The organism is Micrococcus sp. SL257, from assembly GCF_026625585.1.
Lineage (GTDB): Bacteria > Actinomycetota > Actinomycetes > Actinomycetales > Micrococcaceae > Micrococcus > Micrococcus luteus.
Map to the genome: position 1 here is coordinate 1,398,457 of NZ_CP113053.1, position 22,285 is coordinate 1,420,741.

Consider the following 22,285-nt stretch of genomic DNA (forward strand, 5'->3'; position numbering starts at 1 on the left):
GGGTCAGCTGTGCAGCGGGTGGCCGAACAGGGCCATGGCGGCCTCGCCCAGGGCCTCGTTCTGCGTGGGGTGCGCGTGCACGAACTGGGCGACGTCCTCGGGGTAGGCCTCCCAGTTCACGATGAGCTGCGCCTCGCCGATCTGCTCGCCGATGCGCTTGCCGATGCCGTGCACGCCCACGATCGGGCCGTTCTTCTGGCGGATCATCTTGATGATGCCGCCGGTGCCGAGGATCGAGGACTTGCCGTTGCCGGCCAGGTTGTACTCGGCGACCTCGACGTTGTCCTTGCCGAACTTCTCCTCCGCCTTGGGCTGGGTGTAGCCCACGGACATGATCTCCGGCTCGGTGAAGGTGACCTTCGGGATGTTGATGTCCTCGACGACCATCGGCTTGTTGCCGGCGATCTCCTCGGCCACGAAGATGCCCTGCTGGAAGCCGCGGTGAGCCAGCTGCAGACCGGGGACGATGTCGCCCACGGCGTAGATGTTGCCGACGCCGGTGTGCAGGCGCTCGTCGGTGAGGACGAAGCCGCGGTCCATCTTGACGCCCTGCTCCTCGTAGCCGAGGCCCTCGGTGTTCGGGCCGCGGCCGACGGCGACGAGGCAGACCTCGGCCTCGAACTCCTTGCCGTCCGCGAGGGTCACCTTGACGCCCGAGTCGGTCTCCTCGACCTTGTCGAAGAACGTGCCCAGGTTGGTCTTGATGCCCTTCTTCCTGAACTCGCGCTCGAGGACCTTGATGATCGCCGGGTCCTCGTTGGGGACCAGGGTCTTCAGGCCCTCGATGATGGTGACGTCGACGCCGAAGGAGTTCCACAGGGACGCGAACTCGGAGCCGATGACACCGCCGCCGAGCACGATGGCCGACTTCGGGGTGTAGTCCAGCTCGAGGGCCTCCGTGGAGGTCATGATCTTCTTGGAGATGGGCAGGCCCATGGTCTTGGCCACGGAGCCGGAGGCCAGCACGATGTTCTCCGCCGTGTAACGGGTGCCGTCGACCTCGACCTCGTTCTTCGAGACGAGCTTGCCCTCGCCCTCGATGACCTGGACCTTGCGCATCTTCAGCAGGCCGGCCAGGCCCTTGTGCTTGCCGGCGACGATGCCGTCCTTGTAGTCGCGCACCTTCGCCATGTCCACGGACTCGAGGGTCGCGTTGACGCCGAACTTGGCGGCGTTGCGGGTCTCATCGGCCACCTCGGCGGCGTGCAGGTAGGCCTTCGTGGGGATGCAGCCCCAGTGCAGGCAGGTGCCGCCGACCTTGGACTTCTCCACGAGGGCGACGGACTTGCCGTACTGCACGGAACGCAGGGCTGCGGCGTACCCGGCGGAGCCACCGCCGAGGACGAGGACGTCGAATTCCTGAGCGGTTGCCTTGTCGGCCACGGTGTTGCTCCTTGGTGCTGGGGTCGGTGGATCGTGGTGGTGGTGCGTCACCGCCACCCCCGGCCGTCGGCGGCGGGCCGCGCGGCCGGGGATGCGGTGGACATCGGGACCAACCTTACCGGGCACGCCCCTCGATGAGACCCAACAGGGTCCGCACCATCACGCCGGTGGCGTCCTGCGGGGTGTAGCCGTACGCGGCCGACTCGTTGAAGGAGGGACCGGCGATGTCGAGGTGGGCCCAGGGGGTCCGCGCGGCGGCGTCGCCCTCCGGCCGTCCGGCGTCGACGAATTCGCACAGGAAGGTGGCGGCGGTCATCATGCCGCCGAAGCGGTCGCCCATGTTGGAGATGTCCGCGACGCGCGAATTGAGCGAAGCGCGCAGCTGCTCCGGCAGAGGCATGCCCCACGCGAGCTCCCCGGCGGCGTCGGCCGCGGCGACGACCTCGTCGCGCAGCGCGTCGTCACCCATGACGCCCGTGTGGCGCACGCCGAGGGCGACCAGCTGGGCGCCGGTGAGGGTGGCCACGTCGAGCACCGCGTCGGGGCGCTCGTCGGTGGCCGCCACGAGGGCGTCGGCCATGACGACGCGGCCCTCGGCGTCCGTGTTCATCACCTCCACGGTCTTGCCGCCGTACATCGTGATGACGTCGGACGGGCGGATGGCGGTGCCCGAGGGCATGTTCTCGGCCAGCGCCAGCCAGCCGGTCACCTTCACAGGGACGTCCAGGGCCGCGGCGGCGCGCACGACGGCGAAGACGGTGGCGGCGCCGGCCATGTCCGACTTCATCGTCATCATCGAGGCGGCGGGCTTCAGCGAGATGCCGCCCGTGTCGAAGGTGATGCCCTTGCCCACCAGCGCGATGTGCGCGGCGGCGTCGGCCGGCGCGTGCTCGATGCGCACGAGCCGCGGCGGGCGGGAGGAGCCCTGGCCGATCGCGAGGATGCCGCCGAAGCCTTCGGCGCGCAGGCGGTCCTCGTCCCACACGTCCACGCTCACGGACGAGTCCGCGAGGTCCTCCGCGACGGCGTCCGCGAACGTGGCCGGGTAGAGGTGCGAGGGGGCCGTGTTCACCAGGTCGCGCACGGCGCAGACCGCGTCGCCCACGACGGCGGCCCGGCGCAGCACGGGGTCGGCGTCCGCGGCGGCGAGCGGGGTGACGACCTCGACCTCGCGGACGGGACGGGACGTGTCCGTCTCGGCGCGGGCGCGCTCGGACTTCTGGGCGGTGAAGGCGTACGCGCCCAGGACGGCGCCCTCGGCGACGGCGGCCAGTCGGGCCGGGGTGTCGGCCGGCAGGGCCAGGGCCACGGCGTCGGTGCCGGCCAGGGAGCGCATGGCAGCCCCGGCGGCGCGGCGCAGGGACTCGTCCGCGGCCTCGCCGTCGTCGTCCAGACCGCCGACGCCGGCCAGGACCAGCAGCGGCACCGGCACGCCGCCCAGGCCCGGGAGGCGGTGGATCTCGTCCTCGGCGCCCCGCACGCCCAGCAGCTCGAACGAGGCCTCGAGGGCGGTGGCCGCCTCGGCCGGCAGCGCGTCCGTCAGGAGCACGGGGCCGTCCGGGCCGGTGCCCACCCCCACCACGAGGGCGGAGGCGGTCAGGTCCTCCAGGGCACAGGCGGTCAGGGTCGGGCGGTCCAGGGTGATCACGGACGGGCCTCTCTTCCGGGGGTGGGGGGATGCGCCCGGCGGGGTGGGCCGGGCCGTCCCGCGTCATCCTAGCCAGAGGGCTCGCGCGCCCGTCCAGGGCGCGCGGGCGCGGAATAGGAGTGTGCCGTGCCGTGGTTGACTGACGCCAGAGGACAGGGAGGGATCCGCGTCCGTCGCCATCCGGGCGGCGGGGACGGCTCTCCCGCAGACAGACCACCGGAAGGGGAACGAGACGTGCAGGACGCCGCGCCGCTGTACACCCGTCATGAGGGGGCGCCCGTGCCCCCCGGCCTGGGCATGCTCGTGGCCCTGACCGGGCACATGGACGCGGGCCGGGTCGCTCGGCAGGTGCGGGCCGCCCTGCATGAGCACCTGACCCATCGGACCGTCGTCTCCTTCGACGTCGACTCGATGTTCGACTACCGCGCCCGGCGTCCCCGGCTCCGGTTCGACCGGGACCGCTACCGCGATCTGCGCCTGCCCGCGCTCGAGGTGCAGCTGGTCGAGGACCTGCTCGGCCACCCCTTCCTGCTGCTGTCCGGCCCCGAGCCGGACTTCCGGTGGCAGGCGGTGACGGAGGCCGTGCTCGGCCTCGCGCAGGAGTGGGAGGTGGACTCGCTCACGTTCCTCGACGCGGCCCCGCTGCCCGTGCCGCACACGCGGCGGCTCGGGGTCACGACCCACGGGTCCCGCGCCGAGGCCGTCGAGGGGCTGTCCACCTGGAGCCCGCAGGCGGACATCGTCGCGGGGCTGCTGCAGATGCTGGAGCTGCGCGCCGAGGAGGCGGACCTGCCGACGGCGGGCTACACCGTCCATGTGCCGCACTACGTGGCCGAGGCGTCCTTCCCCCAGGCGGCCGTGGCCGCGCTCGAGTACGCGGGGGCCGCCATGGGGCTCATGCTGCCCTCGGACGACCTGCGAGACGCCTCGCGGGACATCGAGGCCGAGCTGGAGCGCCAGGTCTCCGGGTCCGGGGAGATCCAGCAGATGATCGCCGGCCTGGAGCGCAACTACGACCAGAACGCCGAGGACCAGGAGCGGTCGCTGCTGGAGACCGAGCAGGGCCTGCCCGACGGCGACGAACTCGCCTCCGCCGTCGAGGCGTACCTCGCCGCGCGGGACGCCGGCGGCGGGTCCGCTCCTGCACAGGAGGACGGACCCGGCCGTCCGTCCACCGACGACGGGGACTGATTCCACCGCGGGGGCCCGGTCGGCGAGGGTGGCGGCATGGAAGCCCCCACCTCGCTCGACGCCCCCGTCCTGCCGGCCCGCGGCCCGGAGGACCTGCTCGCCTACGTCGGCCACGCCCTCGGGCGGTTGCCCGAGGACAGCCTCGTCCTCCTCACCCTGCACGACGGGCGCCTGCGCGCTGTGGTGCGGGTCGATCTGCCTCCCGAGGAGGTCGACGTCGACGCCTGGGCCTGCGCCGTGGCCGAGGTGTGCCGGCGGGACGCGGCAGCGGACGCGACGCTCTGCCTCGCGCTGCCGGACGGCGCCCGAGCCACGCTGACCCGTCCCGGCTGGGCCGCGGCGCTCGACGACGCCCTGGCGTCCGCGGGTCGCCCCCTGGCCGCGGCCTGGACGTGCGCGCACGGACGGGCGCGCCCCTGGTGGGGGAGCAGCATCGCCGAGGAGGGCACCCTCGACCCCCGAGCCGCGCCGCTGTCCCTGCACCTGATGACCCGCGGTTCGGTCTGGGACCGCGCGGCGGTGTCCGACCCGGTCCCGCGTCGTGGTCCCGCCGCGGCCCGGCCCGACGACGCGCGGTGGCGGCCGCCCGAGCAGGACGCGCCCCCGGCACGCCGCGCGTGGCTGGCGCAGTGGGAGCCGGTGCTGACCGGCACGGCGCGTGGCCGCGGTGCGCCCGCCCCCGCCGTGCTGGGCTCGCCGCTGACGCGTCCGGCCTGGCGCGACGGCCTGCTGCTCCATGCCGCCGCGCCGTCCGGCGCGGCCACGGGGGATCCGGGGGACGAGGAACGGATCCTCACCGCGGCCTCGCGCCGGGCGCCGGCCTGGGACCGGCTGGACGCCCTGCGGGCGGGGCTGCGCGCGCTCGTGCCCGTCGCGACGCCGGCCGTGGCGGCTCAGGCCCTGGCACTGGCCGGGTGGGTCGGCTGGGCCCGCGGCCACGGCTCCGACGCGGACGCCCACCTGACCGCGGCGGCGGCGCTGAGTCCCGGCGACCCGTTCGTCTCCGTCCTGCGACGCATCGTGGCCGCGGGGTGCGTCGCAGGCTGGGCGACCGACCCGGCCACCGCGTGGCGGCCCGACGGTGGCCGCCCATGAGAGAATGATGCGGCTTCACGACGGCACGGCCGACCGCAGCCCGTTTCCCGGGTTCGGAATAGATCGGTCTCAGCCGTCGTTGGCACTCACGGACCCTGCAGTCGGCGGGCCCGGACGACGTCGGTCGTCCGAGGCCGCGACTTGACAGGGTCACGTGTCTATGGACTGCAAGGATCCGCGGGTGGCCGCGGACGAGACGGAAAGGCCTCGAGTGACCACTTCGACGACCAGCGGTGTGCAGGACGGCAAGGAGACCACTGCCTCCGAGGCCACGACCACGCGCACCCGCTCCACGGCAGCCAAGAAGTCGGCAGCCAAGAAGTCGGCAGCCACGAAGAGCGCCACGACGCGGACGACCGCGACGAAGTCGGCGGCGACCAAGACCGCTGCCACGCCGACGGCCAAGAAGAAGGCGACCCGGAAGCCCACCGCGGCCAAGACCACCGCCACGGCCAAGACCACCGCCGCGAAGAAGACCGCCACGACCGGGGGCAAGAAGGCCACCGCGTCCGCCGCCTCCGCCGAGCAGGCCGAGGACGACGAGGAGCTCGTCCAGGCGCGCGAGCGCACCGAGGCCGCCGACGCCGTCGAGGAGGACGTGGTGGAGGACGAGACCGCCACCGAGGACTCGGACGACGCGGACGCGGACGGCTCGGACGCTCCGGAGCGCCCGGCGATGGACGCGGAGGCCGTGACCGGCACGACGGCCGCCACGGGCCAGAAGGTGGCCCAGTCCAAGGGCGCGTTCGTCATGGACGACTCCGAGGACGACGCCCCGGTGCAGCAGGTGGTCGTGGCGGGTGCCACGGCGGACCCGGTGAAGGACTACCTGAAGCAGATCGGCAAGGTCGCCCTGCTCAACGCCGAGCAGGAGGTGGACCTGGCCATGCGCATCGAGGCCGGCCTCTACGCCGAGCACGTCGTGCAGCACGAGGCCTCCGACGACTACCGCGAGCGCCGGGACATCCAGCTGATCATCGCGGACGGGCGCAAGGCCAAGAACCACCTGCTCGAGGCCAACCTGCGTCTGGTGGTCTCCCTGGCCAAGCGCTACACCGGCCGCGGCATGCTGTTCCTGGACCTCATCCAGGAGGGCAACCTCGGCCTGATCCGCGCCGTCGAGAAGTTCGACTACACCAAGGGCTTCAAGTTCTCCACGTATGCCACGTGGTGGATCCGTCAGGCCATCACCCGCGCCATGGCGGACCAGGCCCGCACCATCCGCATCCCGGTGCACATGGTGGAGGTCATCAACAAGCTGGCCCGCGTGCAGCGGCAGATGCTCCAGGACCTCGGCCGCGAGCCCACCCCGGAGGAGCTGGCCAAGGAGCTGGACATGACCCCGGAGAAGGTCGTGGAGGTGCAGAAGTACGGCCGCGAGCCCATCTCCCTGCACACCCCGCTCGGCGAGGACGGCGACTCCGAGTTCGGCGACCTGATCGAGGACTCCGAGGCCGTCGTGCCCGCGGACGCCGTCTCCTTCACGCTGCTCCAGGAGCAGCTGCACTCGGTGCTGGACACGCTCTCCGAGCGCGAGGCCGGTGTCGTCGCCATGCGCTTCGGCCTGACCGACGGCCAGCCCAAGACGCTGGATGAGATCGGCAAGGTCTACGGCGTGACGCGCGAGCGGATCCGCCAGATCGAGTCGAAGACCATGTCCAAGCTGCGTCACCCCTCCCGCTCGCAGGTGCTCCGGGACTACCTGGACTGAGTCGGAGCGGCATGACGAAGGGCCGGACCCCCGCGGGGGTCCGGCCCTTCGTCATGCCGGGCGCGTCAGGCGCCGGCGGTGAGGCGGTCCGTCTCGTCCTGCCACAGTGCGGCCTGGGGACGCAGCGCGTCCTCGACGGCGCGGGCGTGGTGGGCGCAGAACTGGAGGGCACCGCCGGAGTGCAGCACGGCGCGGACGTAGGCCTGCGCGCCGCAGCGGTCGCAGCGGTCGGAACGGGTGAGGGCGGCCGGCTCGGCCACGGCGGTGATGGACATGGTGTCCTCCTCGGGTCTCTCGGGGCTGGAGGGCGACGACGCCGGTGGGGCGGGCCGGTCCTCCTCTTGTCCCATGGAACAGCAAGGATGGCAGGGAACTTCCCCGCGCGCCCGCCCCGCACCCGCGTTTCGCCACCCGCGTACGCAAGCGCGCGGGCCGGGCGGCCCGGGAGGTCCGGCTCGGACCCTGGCGTGTCCGGCCCGCGGAGTAGGCTGGACCGGCCGCCGTCGTCCACCGAAAGGCCCGCCCCCGTGCCCGCGAACACCGAGTACAACGCCCGCCACCTCTCCGTGCTGGAGGGGCTCGAGGCCGTCCGTAAGCGGCCGGGCATGTACATCGGCTCCACCGATTCCCGCGGCCTCATGCACTGCCTCTGGGAGATCATCGACAACTCGGTGGACGAGGCCCTGGCCGGCTTCGGGCAGTCGATCGAGATCACCCTGCATCCGGACGGCTCCGTCGAGGTCGAGGACAACGGGCGCGGCATCCCCGTGGATGTGGAGCCGCGCACCGGCCTGTCCGGCGTCGAGGTGGTGTTCACCAAGCTCCACGCCGGCGGCAAGTTCGGCGGCGGTTCCTACGCCGCTTCGGGCGGCCTGCACGGCGTGGGCGCGTCGGTGGTCAACGCCCTGTCCTCGCGCCTGGACGTGCAGGTGCTGCGCGCGGGCAAGGTCCATCAGATGTCGTTCCGGCGCGGCGAGCCGGGCCGCTTCCAGGACGGGTCGCGCCCGTCGCCGGACGCCCCGTTCGAGCCGTCCACGGACGCCTCGCCGCTGGACGTCGTCGGGAAGGCCAAGCGCGGGCAGACCGGCACGCGCGTGCGCTACTGGGCGGACGAGCAGATCTTCGTGAAGGACGCGACGTTCTCCGCCGAGGAGCTCCGTGCGCGGGCGCGCCAGACCGCCTACCTGATCCCGGGCCTGCGGATCACGGTCAAGGACCTGCGCCGCCGACCCGGCACGCCCGGCGCCGACGGCCCGGTCGAGGAGGTCTTCCAGTACGACGGCGGCATCTCCGAGTTCGTGGAGCACCTCACGCCCGCCACCCCGGTGACGGACGTGTGGCGGATCCAGGGCTCCGGCACCTTCAAGGAGCGGGTCCCGGTGCTCGGCGAGGACGGGCGCACCTCCATGCAGGATGTGCAGCGCACGTGCGAGGTGGACGTCGCCCTGCGCTGGGACGTCGGCTACGACACCGTGTTCCGGTCCTTCGTGAACATCATCGCCACGCCCAAGGGCGGCACCCATCAGTCCGGGTTCGAGGCGGCACTGCTGAAGGTGTTCCGGGCCCAGGTGGAGGCCAACGCGCGCCGGCTCAAGGCCGGGTCGGACAAGGTGGAGAAGGACGACGTGCTGGCCGGCATGACCGCCGTCCTGACGGTGCGGCTCGCCGAGCCGCAGTTCGAGGGGCAGACCAAGGAGATCCTCGGCACCTCCGCGGTGCGGCGGATCGTCTCCCAAGTGGTGGAGAAGCAGCTGACCGCCCGCCTCACCTCCACGGCCCGCGCCCAGAAGCAGCAGGTGCACACGCTGCTGGAGAAGGTCGTCGCCGAGATGAAGTCGCGCATCTCCGCGCGCACCCACAAGGAGAACCAGCGGCGCAAGAACGCCCTGGAGACCTCGACGATGCCGGCCAAGCTGGCGGACTGCCGCAGCAACGACGTCGCCTCCTCCGAGCTGTTCATCGTCGAGGGCGACTCGGCGCTCGGCACCGCCAAGCTGGCCCGGTCCTCCGACTTCCAGGCCCTGCTGCCGATCCGGGGCAAGATCCTGAACGTGCAGAAGGCCTCCGTCTCGGACATCCTGGCCAATGCCGAGTGCGCGGCGCTGATCCAGGTCGTCGGGGGTGGTGCGGGGCGCAGCTTCGACCTGGATGCGGCCCGCTACGGCAAGGTCGTGCTGATGACGGACGCGGACGTGGACGGTGCCCACATCCGCACCCTCCTGCTGACGCTCTTCTTCCGCTACATGCGGCCCATGGTCGAGGCCGGGCGCGTGTACGCGGCCGTCCCGCCGCTGCACCGGATCGAGGCGGTGACCCGGGGCGTCAAGGAACGCGAGGTCATCTACACGTACTCCGAGCAGGAGCTGCACGCGACGCTCGCCCGCCTGGAGCGGGAGGGCCGCTCGTATCGCGAGCCGATCCAGCGCTACAAGGGTCTGGGCGAGATGGACGCGGACCAGCTGGCCGAGACCACCATGGACCCGCGCCACCGCATGCTCCGCCGCGTGAACATCGCCGAGGTGGAGGCCGCCGAGCGCGTCTTCGACCTGCTCATGGGTTCCGCGGTGGCCCCGCGCAAGGACTTCATCGTCTCCCACGCCGACGAGCTGGACCGCGAGCGCATCGACGCCTGACCCTCCGCTTTCGTTCGGGAAACGGCGGCGCGGCCGCCGCCGTTTCCCGAACGAAAGCGGCGTGACCCGCGCCGTTTCCCGAACGAAAGCTCGGGACGGGCGCTCGTTCCGGCCGCGGCGGGCGTCAGCGGTCGCGGTAGTACGCCGCGACGCGGTGCAGGCCCTCGTCGATGCTCACGGTCGGCGTCCACGAGAGGACCTCACGGGTGCGACGCTGGTCGAACCAGTGGGCGGTCGAGAGCTGCTCGGCGAGGAACTCGGTCAGCGGCGGCTCGCCGTCGTCGGAGCCGACGCCCCGGGACCGCAGCCCGAACAGATCCCGCTCCCACGCCCGCTCGATCAGGGCGCCGGCGCGCCGGGCCAGGCCCGCCGGGATGCGGCGTTCGGGCTCCGCGGCGCCGCCCGCCAGCGCGATCTGGCGGATCAGCTCGCCGACCGGTCGCGGCTCGCCGTTGGTGACCACGAGGGCCTCGCCGTGGTGCACGTCGGCCGCGGACACGGCCGCCACCACGGCCTCGACGGCGTTGGCCGTGTACAGCGTGTCGACCAGGGGAGCGCCCGTGCCGAGCACGGGCATCCGCCCGGCCCGCGCGCGCTGCACGATCCGGTCGGTGAGCTGCAGGTCCCCGGGCCCCCACATCAGGTGGGGGCGCAGCACGAGGACGCGGAAGTCGTCGCGGTCGGCGGCCAGGGCCAGCCGCTCGCCGGCCGCCTTCGTGCGGGCGTAGGGTCCGCGCGCGTGCTCGGGGCTGGCGGCTCCGGCGCCCTCGCCGACGATGGAGTCGCCGGCGTGCGCCACGGAGGGGGAGGAGACGTGGACGAAGCGTCGCACGCCGTGCCGCTGCGCGGCGTGCAGCAGGATGCGCGTGCCCTCGACGTTCACGGCCTCGTATTCGTGCTCGGGGCCGGACACGGACACCTTCGCGGCCACGTGCACCACGGTGTCCGCGCCGGTCAGGGCCTCCTCGACGGCGGCCGGGTCGGTCACCGACCCGCGCACGTCCCGCGCACCGGGCACGCCCGAGGGACGCCGCTGCAGGGTGGTCACGTCGTTGCCGGCATCGGCGAGCACCCGGGCGACACCCGCGCCCAGCAGCCCCGAGGCGCCGGTCACCAGGACGCGGCGCGACTCGAGGCGCTCGACGAGGTCGGGCATGCCGGCGGCATCGAGGCCGACGTCGTAGCCGAAGCCGCTCACAGCGCACCCGCCTTCCCGCCGGCGAGCACGGCCTCCGCCCAGTCGGCCACCCGGGCGCGGTCGATCTTGGAATTGTGCCGGATGTCGGTGGGGATCTCATCGGCCACGAGCACCGCGGCCACCGGCAGCGGCTCGAGGGCCGCGCGCACGGCGGAGGCCAGCGCGGTCGGGGCGAGGCCCTGCTTGGGCCGGCCGTCGCGGTGGTGACCCGGGCGCCGCGCCGGGCGCGTGGCCGGCACGGCCGCCTCCACGACGACGACCACGGCCTGCGTGCCCCGGGGCCCGACGCCGACGACGGCGCTGCGCCGCACCGGCCCGAGCGCGTCGACGGTCTTCTCGGGCCCGCCCGGACCGACCGGGCCCTCGGGCGTGGTGATCACGTGCTGGAGCCGACCCTCGAGCCAGACGCGGCCCTCGGCGTCGAAGTGGCCGACGTCGGCGGTGCGGTGCCATACCCGGCCGTCCCGCCGCCACAGCCCGTCGCGCTTGCTCTGCTGGTCGGTGTGCCAGAGCGCGTCGTAGCGGTCCTTCAGGTGGGGGGCGCTGACCACGATCTCGCCGAGGACGCCGTGTCCCCGCGCGGGGTCGAGGATGACGTCCTCGGCGCTACCGTCCTCCAGCAGCGGCGCGATGGCCAGGGACACCGTGGGCAGCGCGGAGCCCACGCAGACGCCCGCGTCGTCGGCGGTGCGCAGGCGCTGCACCTCGGCGCCGTCGATGTCCGTGAGCAGCAGCCCCTCGGTCATGCCCCACGGCGTGTGGACCCGGGCGTTCGGCATGAGGTCCGAGACCTGGCGCATCAGCTGCGGGTGCACGGGGGCGCCGGCCGAGAGCACGAGCCGCACGGCGTCGAGCGCCTCGCGCCGGGGCGCGTCGAGGCCGTCGGCGGTCGCGACCACGTTCGCCAGGGCGGCGGGGGAGGCGAACAGCACGCTCGACTGCCCGGCGATCGCGGCGTCGGCCAGCTTCTGCGCGGTGAGGGTGGCCGGCTGGGTGACGTCCATGTCCGGGGAGACGGACGCGGCGCCGAGGGCGGGTCCGAGCAGCGCGAACGGGGCGAAGCCGGCCAGCAGGGACCCGCCCGGGCGGATGCCCAGGGTGCGGGCGATCAGCGCCACGAGGCGGCCCAGCCGCTCGTGCGTGTACACGACGCCCTTGGCCGGGCCCGTGGAGCCGGACGTGAACAGCACCGCGGCGTCCGCGTCCAGGGCGGGCTCGGGCAGCACGGTGCCGTGCTCGTCGACGGCGTCGCCCGCGGCCGGGTCGCGGTGGCGGTCGACCATCGCGTAGAGCGAGTCGGAGACGTCGAGCAGGCGGCGCTGGGCGGCGCCCGGCTCGGTCACGGAGATCCGGGTGCCCGGCCAGGACTGGGCGCGGGCGAGCGTCAGCCCGGGGGTGCGGCCGATGATCCAGCGGGGGCGGGCCGACTTCATCGCCCGGGTCATGCCCTTGACGCCGAGGCCCTGGTCCGCCACCACGGCGACGGCGCCCACGCGCAGTACGGCGTACAGGGCCGCCGACAGGTCGCGGCCCGGCGGCACGAGCATGGCGACCCGGTCGCCCGGCCGCATGCCCGCGGCCCACAGCCCGGTGGCGATGGCCGAGACCATCTCCTGCAGCTCGCCCCAGGTGACGGCCACGGGTCGGCGGGCGGTTCCCACGAGCGAGCGGCCGGCCTGGGCGCCGGCCATGTCCACCAGCGCGGTGTACTCGCGGTGGTCCGAGCCGGGGGCGCCCCAGTCGCGCAGGTGGTCCCAGAGACGGACCACGCCGGGCTCGCGGGCTCCGGGATCCTCCCCGAGGTCCACCTCCAGGCCCGGGTCGGCGGCGGCGTCGGCGGTGGCGTGCGGGACGGGGCCCGGCAGTCCCGAGGCGGGGTCGGAGAGCTGGCCGCCGCGCAGCAGCTGGGCCCACTGCAGCAGGGGTGCGGTGATGTCGCGGTCGTCCACGAGCAGGTGCCCCGCCCTCTCGTAGCGGTGCACGCGCGCGTGGGGCAGGCGGTCGCGGAGGTCGTCGAGGTAGCGGTCCAGGAAGACCGGGTCGTCGGCGCCCCACAGGATGAGGGCGGGCACGTCGGTGCGGCCCAGGGCGGCGAGGTCCTCGCCCACCCGCTGCAGTTCGGGATGGCTGCCGTGGCCGGGGTCGGCCGGGATGTCCGCGACGAAGCCGCCGACGCCGCCGCGTCGGGCCGCCGTGTCGTAGGGCAGGTGGTAGGCGGCCCGGGTCTCGCGGTCGAGGGCCGGGGTGGCGAGGGAGGTCGTCACGGAGAGGAAGGCGTCCGTGGTGACGGTGGAGGCCGGCAGGACCGGCCCGGCGAGGGCGGCCTGCAGCGGGGCGGGGATCGGCGCCCCCTCGGGCTGGTGGACTGCGGTGTTCAGGGTCGCGACGCCGGCCACCAGCTCCGGATGACGCGCCGCCCAGCCGAGGGACACGACGCCGCCCCAGTCGTGGCCGAGCGTGATCAGCGGGTGGCCGGTGGCTGCCAGGTCGCGCAGCCCGAGAGCCGCCAGCAGGGCGTCCAGGTCGGCGATGCGGCCGCCCAGCGTGCGGTAGGTGTCGCCGGCACGGCCCATCGACGCGGCGGACGGGGAGCCCGCGTGCGCGAGGCGCTCGGAGAAGCCCATGTCCAGCTGGTCCGGCGCCACGACGCGCCACGCGGCCATGCCCCGGCGTGCCCGGCGCACGGTCTCCGCGAGCAGGGACCGCCACAGCCAGGACCACGTCGGGTTGCCGTGCACCGCCACGATCGTGCCGACGATCTCCGCCCCGGCCGCCGCGAGCACGGGACCGGTGTCCGCCACGTGCAGCGTCCGCACAGTCCCCTCCGGGTCCGCGGCGGAGCGGATCTCCACGAGGCGGGACCACGCCGGGTCCCAGCCGGGCAGTCGGTCGGCCGGCGGCAGGGCGGCGGGGGCGGCGGGGATCTGGGGCATGGCTCTGGCTCCTTCAGCTCACCATTCGATCTCGAGCATCGCGGTGTTCAGGCCCGAGCCCACGCCCAGGCAGACCACCGTGTCCCCGTCCTCCAGGGCGTCCATCTCCCGCACGAGGGTGATGGGCAGCGACGCCGGGCCGACGTTGCCCAGCGTGGGGAACGTCGTCGGGATGCGCGCCGGGTCCAGGTGGGCGGACTCCGCGATCGCGTCGGTGTGCATCTGCGAGACCTGGTGGGTGATGAACCGGTCGGCCTCCGGCCACGCCCACTCCGCCGGGACGTCGTGCCACGCGTCCATCACGAGCTCGAGACCGTCCTTGAGCAGGGCGGTGGAGTCGGTGTACATGCCGTGGTGGTCGCCCACGCACAGGCCGTGGTGGTCGGTGCCGGCGCGGGTGATCCCGCGCACGATCCGGTGGGCGTCCGGATGGTCCTCGATGCGGCCGACGACAGCGGCGGCGGCCCCGGAGCCCAGCGTCAGGGACGCGAACTGCTCCATGAAGTTGCCGCGGTGCGTGGTCTCGGCGTGCAGGTTGGCCACGGTGGCGGCCTGCACCTTCGAGGCGTCCTCGGCGGCGACCACGACCGCGTAGTCGATCTGGCCGGCGTCCACGAGCGTGGAGGCGAGCATGAGGCCGTTGACGAACCCGAGACACGCGTTCGTGATGTCGAAGTTGGTCGCCGAGGTCGGCAGCCCCATGAGGTGGTGGATCCGCACGGCCACGGAGGGCTCGAGCGTGGCCCGGGTGACCGAGGTGTTCACGAGCAGCCCCACCCGCTCCCGGGGGACGCCGGCCTGCTCCAGGGCCGCGACGCCGGCGCGGGCGGCGGCCTCCTGGAAGTCCTCGGTCTCGTCCCAGTTCCGACGGCTGCGCACACCGGCCACCCGCTCCAGGAGGGAGCCGGGCAGGCGCAGGCGGGTGAGCACCTCCGCCAGCTGGTCGTCGAGGTCCCGCGAGGTGACTTCGACGGGGGCCTCCACCTCGGTGACCGCCAGGAGGGCGGCGCGGGAGTACTCGTAGCTGGCGTTGCCGGACACGTTCGTCACCAGGACCAATCTGCGGGGGGTCGGGGGAGGGGGCGCTCACCTGCGGTGAGACGACAGCCCACTGTATCGGAGGGGCCGGGTGGGGCGCCCATCGGGGGCGTCGATCGGCCCGAGGCGAACAGGCTCGCCCCGGGCCGGGTCAGTGGGCGGACACGGCCACGGCGTCGTCCTCGGCGGGCGGGGCCGAGACGAGGTCGGGGGAGGCGCCGGCGCCGACGGCCTCGATGCGCTGGTCCACGGGCACGCCCGAGCCGTCCCGACGCCCGTACTCGATCGGCAGCGCGCGGGCCACCCCGGCCCGCGAGGCCGCGAGCGCGGGCGCGGCGCCGATCCAGCCGAGCTCGAGGCCGCTCTCGCCCTTGAGCAGCCGGTGGGCGCGCACGCCGCCGGTGCCGCGGCCCCTGGCCGGATACTCCCCGAGCGGCGTGACCTTGACGGAGCCCGGGGCGGAGCCGAGCACGTCCGCCTCGCCGTCCGTCACGGTCACCACGACGGCGGGCCGAGGGTGGGCCGCGGCATCCGCACCGGTCTCGGTGAGGGAGGCGGCGGGGGCCACCCCGAACGCGAGCACCGTGTCGCCGGCGGCCAGCCGGATGCCCGCGACACCGCCGCCGGCCGGGCCCTGGGGGCGCACGGCGGAGGCGGCGTAGCGCAGCAGCTGGCCGGTGCGGGTGAGGAAGACGAGCTGGTCGGCCTCGTCCGGGGCGGGGGCGGCGCCGACCACCGCATCGCCGTCCTTCAGGGCGACGGCGTCGACGACCTGGCGGTTCAGGGGCCACTCCGGCCGGACGCGCTTGACGACCCCGTGGGCGGTGCCCAGCGCCAGGACGGCGTCCAGGGGGACCAGGGCCACGAGCGTCTCGCCCTTGGCCAGGGGCACCAGCTCCGCGGCGGGGAGGGCCGCGGTCATCGCGGGGGCCGCGGACGGCTCGCCGGCCGCCGGCAGGTCGACCGCCTGGAGGCGGTGCAGCGCGCCGGCGGAGGTGAGGGCCCCGATCTCGCCGCGGGCCGTCGTCGGGACCACGGAGGCGAAGGCGTCGTGTTTGCGGCGCCGGCCCTGCGGGGCGATCGGCGTGCGGTCCGCGGTGCGCAGCAGGCGTCCGGAGGTGGAGAGCAGGGCCCAGCACGCCGTGTCCGGGACCATCAGGTCCACCCCGGCCTCCGCGGCGCCGGCGGGGGTGGGCCCGGACGGCGCGGGCCCGGCGGCGGGGGCCGCGGCGGTCTCGGCCTCGAGCAGGACCGTGCGCCGGTCGTCGCCGTGCTCGTCGGCGACGGCCTGCAGCTCGGCCGAGACCACCTCACGCAGCCGCGCGTCGGAGGCGAGGATCGCCTCGAGCTCGGCGATCGCGGCCTGCAGCTCGTCGCGCTCGGCCTCCAGCTCGATGCGGGAGAATCTCGTCAGCTGGCGCAGCCGCAGCTCCAGGATGTGGTCGGCCTGCACCTGGGTGAGGTCGAAGACGCCCATGAGGCGGGTGCGCGCGGCCGCGGTGTCGTCCGAGGAACGGATGATCTCGATGACCTCGTCGATGTCCACGAGCGCCAGCAGCAGGCCCTCGACGAGGTGGAGGCGGTCGCGGTGCTTGCCGAGGCGGTGCCCGGTGCGGCGCCGCACCACGTCCAGACGGTGGTCCACATAGACCCGCAGCAGGGGCAGCAGGCCCAGGGTCTGCGGCTGGCCGTCGACGAGCGCGACGTTGTTGATCCCGAACGTCTCCTCGAGCGGGGTGTGCCGGTACAGGGCGGCCAGCACGGCCTGGGGGTTGAACCCGGACTTGAGCTCGATCTGCAGGCGCAGCCCGTTCTTGCGGTCCGTCAGGTCCACGACGTCGGCGATGCCGCTGAGCTTCTTCGCGTCGACGCCGGCCTTGATCCGCTCGATGACCTTCTCGGGGCCGACGCCGTACGGAAGCTCGGTGACGATCAGGCCGGTGCGACGCGCGGAGACCTGCTCCACGGCGACGGCGGCCCGCATGCGGAACGTGCCGCGGCCGGTCGCGTAGGCGTCGCGGACGCCGTCGAGCCCCACGATCCGGCCGCCCGAGGGCAGGTCGGGGCCGGGGATGTGGGCCATGATCGCCTCGAGGTCCGCCTCGGGGTCCGCGAGCAGGTGGCGCGCGCCCGCCACGACCTCGCGCAGGTTGTGCGGAGCCATGTTCGTGGCCATGCCGACGGCGATGCCGGTGGTGCCGTTGACGAGCAGGTTGGGGTAGGCGGCGGGCAGCACGGCCGGCTGCTGAAGCTGGTTGTCGTAGTTGGGGACGAAGTCCACGGTGCCCTCGTCGAGGTCCGCGGTGAGCGCCAGGGCGGCCGGGGCCATGCGGGCCTCCGTGTAGCGCGGAGCCGCGGGGCCGTCGTCGAGCGAGCCGAAGTTGCCGTGCCCGTCCACCACGGGCAGGCGCAGGGAGAACGGCTGGGCGAGGCGGACCATCGCGTCGTAGATCGCCGCGTCGCCGTGGGGGTGCAGCTTGCCCATCACCTCGCCCACCACACGGGCGGACTTCACGTGGCCGCGGTCCGGGCGCAGGCCCATGCGGGACATCATGTAGAGGATGCGCCGCTGCACCGGCTTGAGGCCGTCGCGGGCGTCCGGCAGGGCGCGCGAGTAGATCACCGAGTAGGCGTACTCGAGGAAGGACGCCTCCATCTCCTCGGAGACGTCGACGTCGACGATGTTCTCCTGCTCCAGCGGCAGCGGGCGCGGGGCGTCCTGCTCGGCGGGGCGGGAACGGGATGAACGGGCCATCATGGTGGTCGGGGAGTCCTCACGGCGTCGGGGATTGTCTACAGTGATCCTATGGGTGAGACTGAAGCCGACCGCGGATATCCCTCCCATTGGGAGGCCGATGTGGTGCTCCGTGACGGCGCCACGGCCCACCTGCGGCCCATCTCGCCCGAGGACGCCGCCGAGCTGCAGCGCATGCATGCCGGGCAGTCCGAGAACTCCATCTACCTGCGCTACTTCACGTACAAGTCCGAGCTGAGCGCCAAGGACCTGGACCGGTTCACCCACGTGGACCACCGAGACCGGGTGGCGTTCGTGATCACCCGCGGCGGCCGCCTGCTCGGCGTGGGCCGCTACGACCGCTACGGGGACTCCGACGCCGCGGAGGTCGCCTTCAACATCTCCGACGCCGCGCAGGGCCGCGGACTGGGCTCCATCCTCATGGAGCACCTGGCCGCGGCCGCCCGCGAGAACGGCATCCGCCGCTTCACCGCCGAGGTCCTGCCCGAGAACCGCAAGATGCTCTCGGTGTTCCAGGAGTCCGGCTTCGAGGTGACCCGCCGGTTCGAGGACGGCGTCGTGGCCGTCGAGTTCCCCATCGATCCCACCGCCCGGTGGCGCGCCGTCGTCGAGTCCCGCGAGCACCGGGCCGAGTCCCGCAGCGTCGCCGAACTGGTCGAGCCCGCCTCCGTGGCCGTGGTCGGCGCCTCCCGCGATCCGCAGGCCGTCGGCTCGCTCGTGCTGCGCCACGTCCTCGAGGCGGGCTTCACGGGCACCGTCCACGCCGTGAACCGCGCCGCCGAGGACGTTCAGGGCCTCACCGCCCACCGCTCCCTGGCCGACATCGGCGAGCCGGTCGACCTCGTCGTCGTCGCGGTGCCCGCCGACGAGGTCGAGGCCCTCATCCCCGAGGCCGCCGCGGCCGGGGCCCAGGGGCTCGTGGTCCTCACCTCGGGCTACGCCGACGCCGGCGCCGAGGGACTCGAGGCCCAGCGCCGCCTGGTCTCCCTCGCTCGTGCCCACGGCATGCGCGTGATCGGCCCGGCCTCCACCGGTCTGGTCCGCACGGACCCCGCGATCCGCCTCAATGCAACCCCGTCCCCGGGCCTGGCCCAGCGCGGCCCCGTCGGCCTGTTCAGCCAGTCCGGCGCCGTCGGCGCCATGGTCTCCGCCGGCGTCAAGCGCCGCGGGGTGGGGATCTCCACCTCGATCAGCGCCGGCAACCGTGCGGACGTCTCGGGCAACGACGCCATGCAGTTCTTCGAGGCGGACCCCCACACCGCCGCCGTCGGCGTGTACCTCGAGTCGTTCGGCAACCCGCGCAAGTTCTCCCGCATCGCCCGGCGGCTCTCCCGCACCAAGCCCGTCGTGGTGGTCCGCTCCGACGTCACCGGGCGCTTCCTGCCCCCGGGCCACGAGACCCGCACCACCCAGGCCCCCGAGGGCACCGTGGACTCGATGCTCGACCAGACCGGCGTGCTCGAGGCCCACACGCACGAGGCCATGCTCGACATCCTCATGGCCGTGGCCAGCCAGCCGCTGCCCACGGGCCACCGCGTCGTCCTCGTGGCCGACTCGCTCGCCCTGGACCGGCTGGGCCGCGACGCCGCGGCCGAGGCCGGGCTCGAGGTCACGGCCACCGTCGGCCTCGTCGGCAGCGAGCAGGGCATCGCCCCGCCCGCCGACACGCTGGTCTCCGCCGTCCGGGACGCCGTCTGCCACGAGCAGGCCGACGCCGTCGTGGTGCTGGCCCGCCTCGGCCTGCACCAGGCCGACGACGAGCCGGAACGGCTGGCCCACGCCCTCGCCGACGCGACCCGGGAGGCCCGCATCCCCGTGCTCGGCTGCCTGACCGACGTCGTCTCCCCGCGCTACCGGGGGGCCACGCTCGGCGCGGCCGGGCCTGTGGACGACGACGCCGAGCCCGGCTCCCTGCAGCCCGGCCTGCCCTTCTACCCGTCGCCGCAGCAGGCCATGGCCGTGCTCGGCGCGCTCGCGGACTACGTCCACTGGCGCCACCAGGAGGTCGGCGAGCCGCTCGAGCCGACCGGCCTGCACCCGCATGAGGCCGAGGAGCTCGTGGAGGCGGCCGCCGCGCGCGCCGAGGGCACCGAACTCGTCCGGCTCTCCGACGAGGAGACCGAGACGCTGCTGGGCCACTACGGGATCACCGTGCTGCCCTCGGTCCGGTTCGAGACCGCTGAGGAGGCCGTGGCGGCCGCCGAGCGGCTCGGCTTCCCCGTGGCCCTCAAGGCCGTGGACCCCCACCTGCGGCACCGTCTCGACCTGGGCGGCGTCCGCCTGAACGTGGTGGACGCCGACTCGCTGCGCCGCAACGTCGAGCAGATGCGGCGTCTGCTCGCGCCATTCGGCGTGCGCGAGCTCGAGGTCCAGGCCATGGCCCCCGCCGGGCAGGCCTGCGTGCTCACGGCGCTCGAGGACCCGCTGCTGGGCCCCGTGGTCTCCTTCGGCATCGCCGGTGACGCCACGGACCTGCTCGGGGACTGGGTGCACCGCGTGCCCCCGCTCACAGACCGGGACGTGGCCCGCATGGTCCGCGCCCCCCGCGCCGCCGTGAAGCTGCGCGGCACCGGCGGGGTGCCCCCCGTCGACCTCGCCGCGCTCGAGGACCTCGTGGGCCGCGTCAGCGTCCTCAAGGACGACCTGCCGCAGGTCGCCCGCCTGCGCTTCGCACCCGTGCTGGCCGCCCCCGAGGGCGTGACGGTCCTGCAGGCCGAGGTGCACGTCGCCAACGCGGCCCGCCGCACCGACTCGGCCCGGCGCGCGCTGCGCGGCCGCTGACCGGGCCGTCCACAGCGGGCCCGGACGGCCCGGCACCGGACCCGTAGCATGGGGGACATGAGCCCGTTCCGCAGGAGTCACGAGCCCGGCCGTCCCGACCACCGCTCCGGCACCCCCGAGGCCGAGGGACGGCAGCGCGAGGCCCGCACTCTGGACGGCAGCGGCGGCCTCGACGCCTCGCTCGTCCGCGCCGGCTTCTACCCGGACCTCGTGGCGCACGCCATCGCCGTCGAGCTCGAGGGTCGCACCCCGGACGCGCACCTCGTCCACGTGGACACGCACTTCGACTACGAGGAGATCCACCGGCACATCACGGCCCTCGTGCTCGCCGGGGACACCCTGCTGGCCGTCCATCTCGACGACCACGCCGCCGACCCGGCCGGCCAGGCGGTCCTCGCCCAGGTCTCCACCGAGATGGTCCCGGTCCGCGCCCTCGGCTCCGTGGTCCTGACCACCGGCCACGCCGACCCCGCCCGCTTCCGGCCGTCCGACCCCGTGGCCGAGATGACCCTCGGGCTGATGTGGGCCGGAGGCCAGCGACTGGACCTGCAGCCCGCCGGCTGCGCCGACCCCCAGTGCGACCTCGACCACGGCTACACCGGCACCGCCACCCGCGAGGACCTCGTGATCCGCGTCGCCGCCGACGCCGACGGGCAGGGGGCCGTCGACGGCGCCCTGGCCTTCGCCCGGGCCCTGCGCCGCGCCCACCTGGCGGCCACCACGTGACGGGGCCCGCCCTCCCCGCGGGCGTGGTCCCCGCCGACCGTGCCCTGCGCTCCGTCCTGACCTCCGCCGCGGCCGCCCTCGGTGTCCCGGGCTGTGAGAACGCGCTCGCGGTCCCGGCGGGCCGCCGCGTGGTCGTCGCCCTGGTGGACGGCCTTGGACGGTCCCTGCTGAAGCGCTTCGGCGGCCACGCCCCCACGCTGCGCTCGGCGATGGCCGACGGCGGCCGCGTCCTCGAGGTGGCCGTGCCCACCACGACGGCCGCCTCCCTCACGAGCCTGGGCACCGGGCTGGACGTCGGGGAGCACGGCGTGGCCGGCTACGACGTGCTCGACCCGGACCGGGACGTGGTGATCAATCAGCTGGGCGGCTGGGACGAGGCCACCGACCCGGTGGGGTGGCAGCCGAAGCCCACCGTGTTCGAGCGCGCCGCCGCGGCCGGCGTGGACGCCGTCACGGTCTCGCTGCCCGCCTTCGAGCGTTCGGCCCTGACACGGGCGGGGCTGCGTGGCGGCCGGTTCGTGGCCGGTCGCACCCTGATCGCCCGCGCCCAGGCCGCCGAACGCGTGATGAAGGACGCGCGCGTGCCCACGCTCGTCTACTTCTACGTCAACGAGCTGGACAAGGCCGGCCACCGGGACGGCGTGGGCTCGGAACGGTGGCTGCACGCCCTCGAGGAGATCGACGCGGCGGTGCGGCGCCTGGTGGACCGCGTGCCCGCCGGGACGGTGGTGCTCGCCACCGGCGACCACGGCATGGTCGACGTGCCGCCGTCGCGCCGCGTGGACTACGCCGCCCTGGACGAGGCCGGGGAGCTCGCCGACCCCGCGCTGCTCGAGGGGATCGCGCACACCGCGGGGGAGCCCCGCCTCGTGCAGCTGCACTTCCGGTCCGACGCGGGTCCGGACGTGCGCGAGAGGGTGCGGCGCACCTGGGCCGAGCGCTACGGGGCGCACGCGTGGGTGCTCACGCGGGACGAGGCCGTCGACGCCGGCTGGTTCGGCGCCGTCGTCGAGGACCGGGTCCGTGCCCGCATCGGGGATCTGCTCGTCGCCGTGCACGGGGATCTTGCCCTCTACGACGGCCGGCGGGTGCCCCCGCACGCCTTCGAGATGGTGGGCCAGCACGGCGCGCCCACGCGCGCCGAGCGGGAGGTCCCGCTGCTCACCTGGCACCGCTGAGCCCGCCCCGCGGCC

General features: G+C 74.3%; 14 protein-coding genes. 7 read left to right on the forward strand and 7 right to left on the reverse strand.

The genetic code is table 11. From position 1 onward, the window contains the following. Window positions 1-3: 3 nt before the first annotated feature. Together lpdA and OVA32_RS06520 are read right to left on the reverse strand one after the other, a co-directional pair. The gene (gene lpdA / locus OVA32_RS06515; protein ID WP_069941363.1) at window positions 4-1,383 is read right to left on the reverse strand and encodes a dihydrolipoyl dehydrogenase; all 1,380 of its coding nucleotides are present in this window, start codon (window positions 1,381-1,383) and stop codon (window positions 4-6) included. 115 nt (window positions 1,384-1,498) lie between these two features. After that, window positions 1,499-3,031: a leucyl aminopeptidase gene (locus tag OVA32_RS06520; protein WP_069941362.1), complete on the reverse strand. Its 1,533-nt coding sequence runs from the start codon at window positions 3,029-3,031 to the stop codon at window positions 1,499-1,501. Between the two features lie 234 nt (window positions 3,032-3,265). On the opposite strand from OVA32_RS06520, the gene OVA32_RS06525 reads away from it, so the two are divergent. From OVA32_RS06525 to OVA32_RS06535, 3 genes are all read left to right on the forward strand, one after another. Continuing rightward, entirely contained in the window at window positions 3,266-4,222 is a 957-nt protein-coding gene (locus OVA32_RS06525; protein ID WP_036384622.1) for a PAC2 family protein, read from the forward strand. Between the two features lie 36 nt (window positions 4,223-4,258). Beyond that, complete coding sequence (locus OVA32_RS06530) at window positions 4,259-5,317, forward strand: DUF4192 domain-containing protein (RefSeq protein ID WP_012750911.1); 1,059 nt, start codon at window positions 4,259-4,261, stop codon at window positions 5,315-5,317. Window positions 5,318-5,477: 160 nt separating this feature from the next. Next, window positions 5,478-7,028 carry an RNA polymerase sigma factor gene (locus OVA32_RS06535; protein ID WP_228070681.1) on the forward strand — a complete coding sequence of 517 codons (1,551 nt, stop codon included), beginning with the start codon at window positions 5,478-5,480 and terminating at the stop codon, window positions 7,026-7,028. Window positions 7,029-7,093: 65 nt separating this feature from the next. Here the strand turns inward: OVA32_RS06535 and OVA32_RS06540 are convergent, their stop codons facing one another. Further along, on the reverse strand, window positions 7,094-7,303 hold the full coding sequence (locus tag OVA32_RS06540) for a DUF7455 domain-containing protein (protein WP_002858172.1): 210 nt from the start codon (window positions 7,301-7,303) through the stop codon (window positions 7,094-7,096). A gap of 252 nt (window positions 7,304-7,555) precedes the next feature. Here OVA32_RS06540 and OVA32_RS06545 point away from each other — a divergent pair, with 252 nt between their 5' ends. Further along, on the forward strand, window positions 7,556-9,661 hold the full coding sequence (locus OVA32_RS06545; RefSeq protein ID WP_041104604.1) for a DNA gyrase/topoisomerase IV subunit B: 2,106 nt from the start codon (window positions 7,556-7,558) through the stop codon (window positions 9,659-9,661). Between the two features lie 124 nt (window positions 9,662-9,785). Here the strand turns inward: OVA32_RS06545 and OVA32_RS06550 are convergent, their stop codons facing one another. From OVA32_RS06550 to OVA32_RS06565, 4 genes are all read right to left on the reverse strand, one after another. Beyond that, window positions 9,786-10,859, reverse strand: a complete 1,074-nt coding sequence (locus tag OVA32_RS06550; RefSeq protein ID WP_041104605.1) for an NAD-dependent epimerase/dehydratase family protein — start codon at window positions 10,857-10,859, stop codon at window positions 9,786-9,788. Beyond that, window positions 10,856-13,792 (reverse strand): alpha/beta fold hydrolase, encoded by a 2,937-nt coding sequence (locus OVA32_RS06555; RefSeq protein ID WP_069941360.1) that lies wholly within the window; start codon window positions 13,790-13,792, stop codon window positions 10,856-10,858. The genes OVA32_RS06550 and OVA32_RS06555 overlap by 4 nt, the downstream gene beginning before the upstream one ends. A gap of 18 nt (window positions 13,793-13,810) precedes the next feature. Further along, a complete protein-coding gene (locus tag OVA32_RS06560; protein ID WP_044659529.1) occupies window positions 13,811-14,842 on the reverse strand; it encodes a 3-oxoacyl-ACP synthase III in 1,032 nt (343 codons plus the stop codon). A gap of 139 nt (window positions 14,843-14,981) precedes the next feature. After that, window positions 14,982-17,588, reverse strand: a complete 2,607-nt coding sequence (locus OVA32_RS06565; RefSeq protein ID WP_095354124.1) for a DNA gyrase/topoisomerase IV subunit A — start codon at window positions 17,586-17,588, stop codon at window positions 14,982-14,984. Window positions 17,589-17,636: 48 nt separating this feature from the next. Here OVA32_RS06565 and OVA32_RS06570 point away from each other — a divergent pair, with 48 nt between their 5' ends. The 3 genes from OVA32_RS06570 to OVA32_RS06580 are packed head-to-tail and all read left to right on the forward strand — an operon-like array spanning window position 17,637 to window position 22,270. Beyond that, a complete protein-coding gene (locus tag OVA32_RS06570; RefSeq protein WP_095354126.1) occupies window positions 17,637-20,366 on the forward strand; it encodes a GNAT family N-acetyltransferase in 2,730 nt (909 codons plus the stop codon). Between the two features lie 57 nt (window positions 20,367-20,423). Continuing rightward, window positions 20,424-21,092 (forward strand): DUF5998 family protein, encoded by a 669-nt coding sequence (locus tag OVA32_RS06575; RefSeq protein ID WP_036314118.1) that lies wholly within the window; start codon window positions 20,424-20,426, stop codon window positions 21,090-21,092. Next, the gene (locus OVA32_RS06580) at window positions 21,089-22,270 is read left to right on the forward strand and encodes an alkaline phosphatase family protein (protein WP_095354128.1); all 1,182 of its coding nucleotides are present in this window, start codon (window positions 21,089-21,091) and stop codon (window positions 22,268-22,270) included. The genes OVA32_RS06575 and OVA32_RS06580 overlap by 4 nt, the downstream gene beginning before the upstream one ends. Window positions 22,271-22,285: the final 15 nt, after the last annotated feature.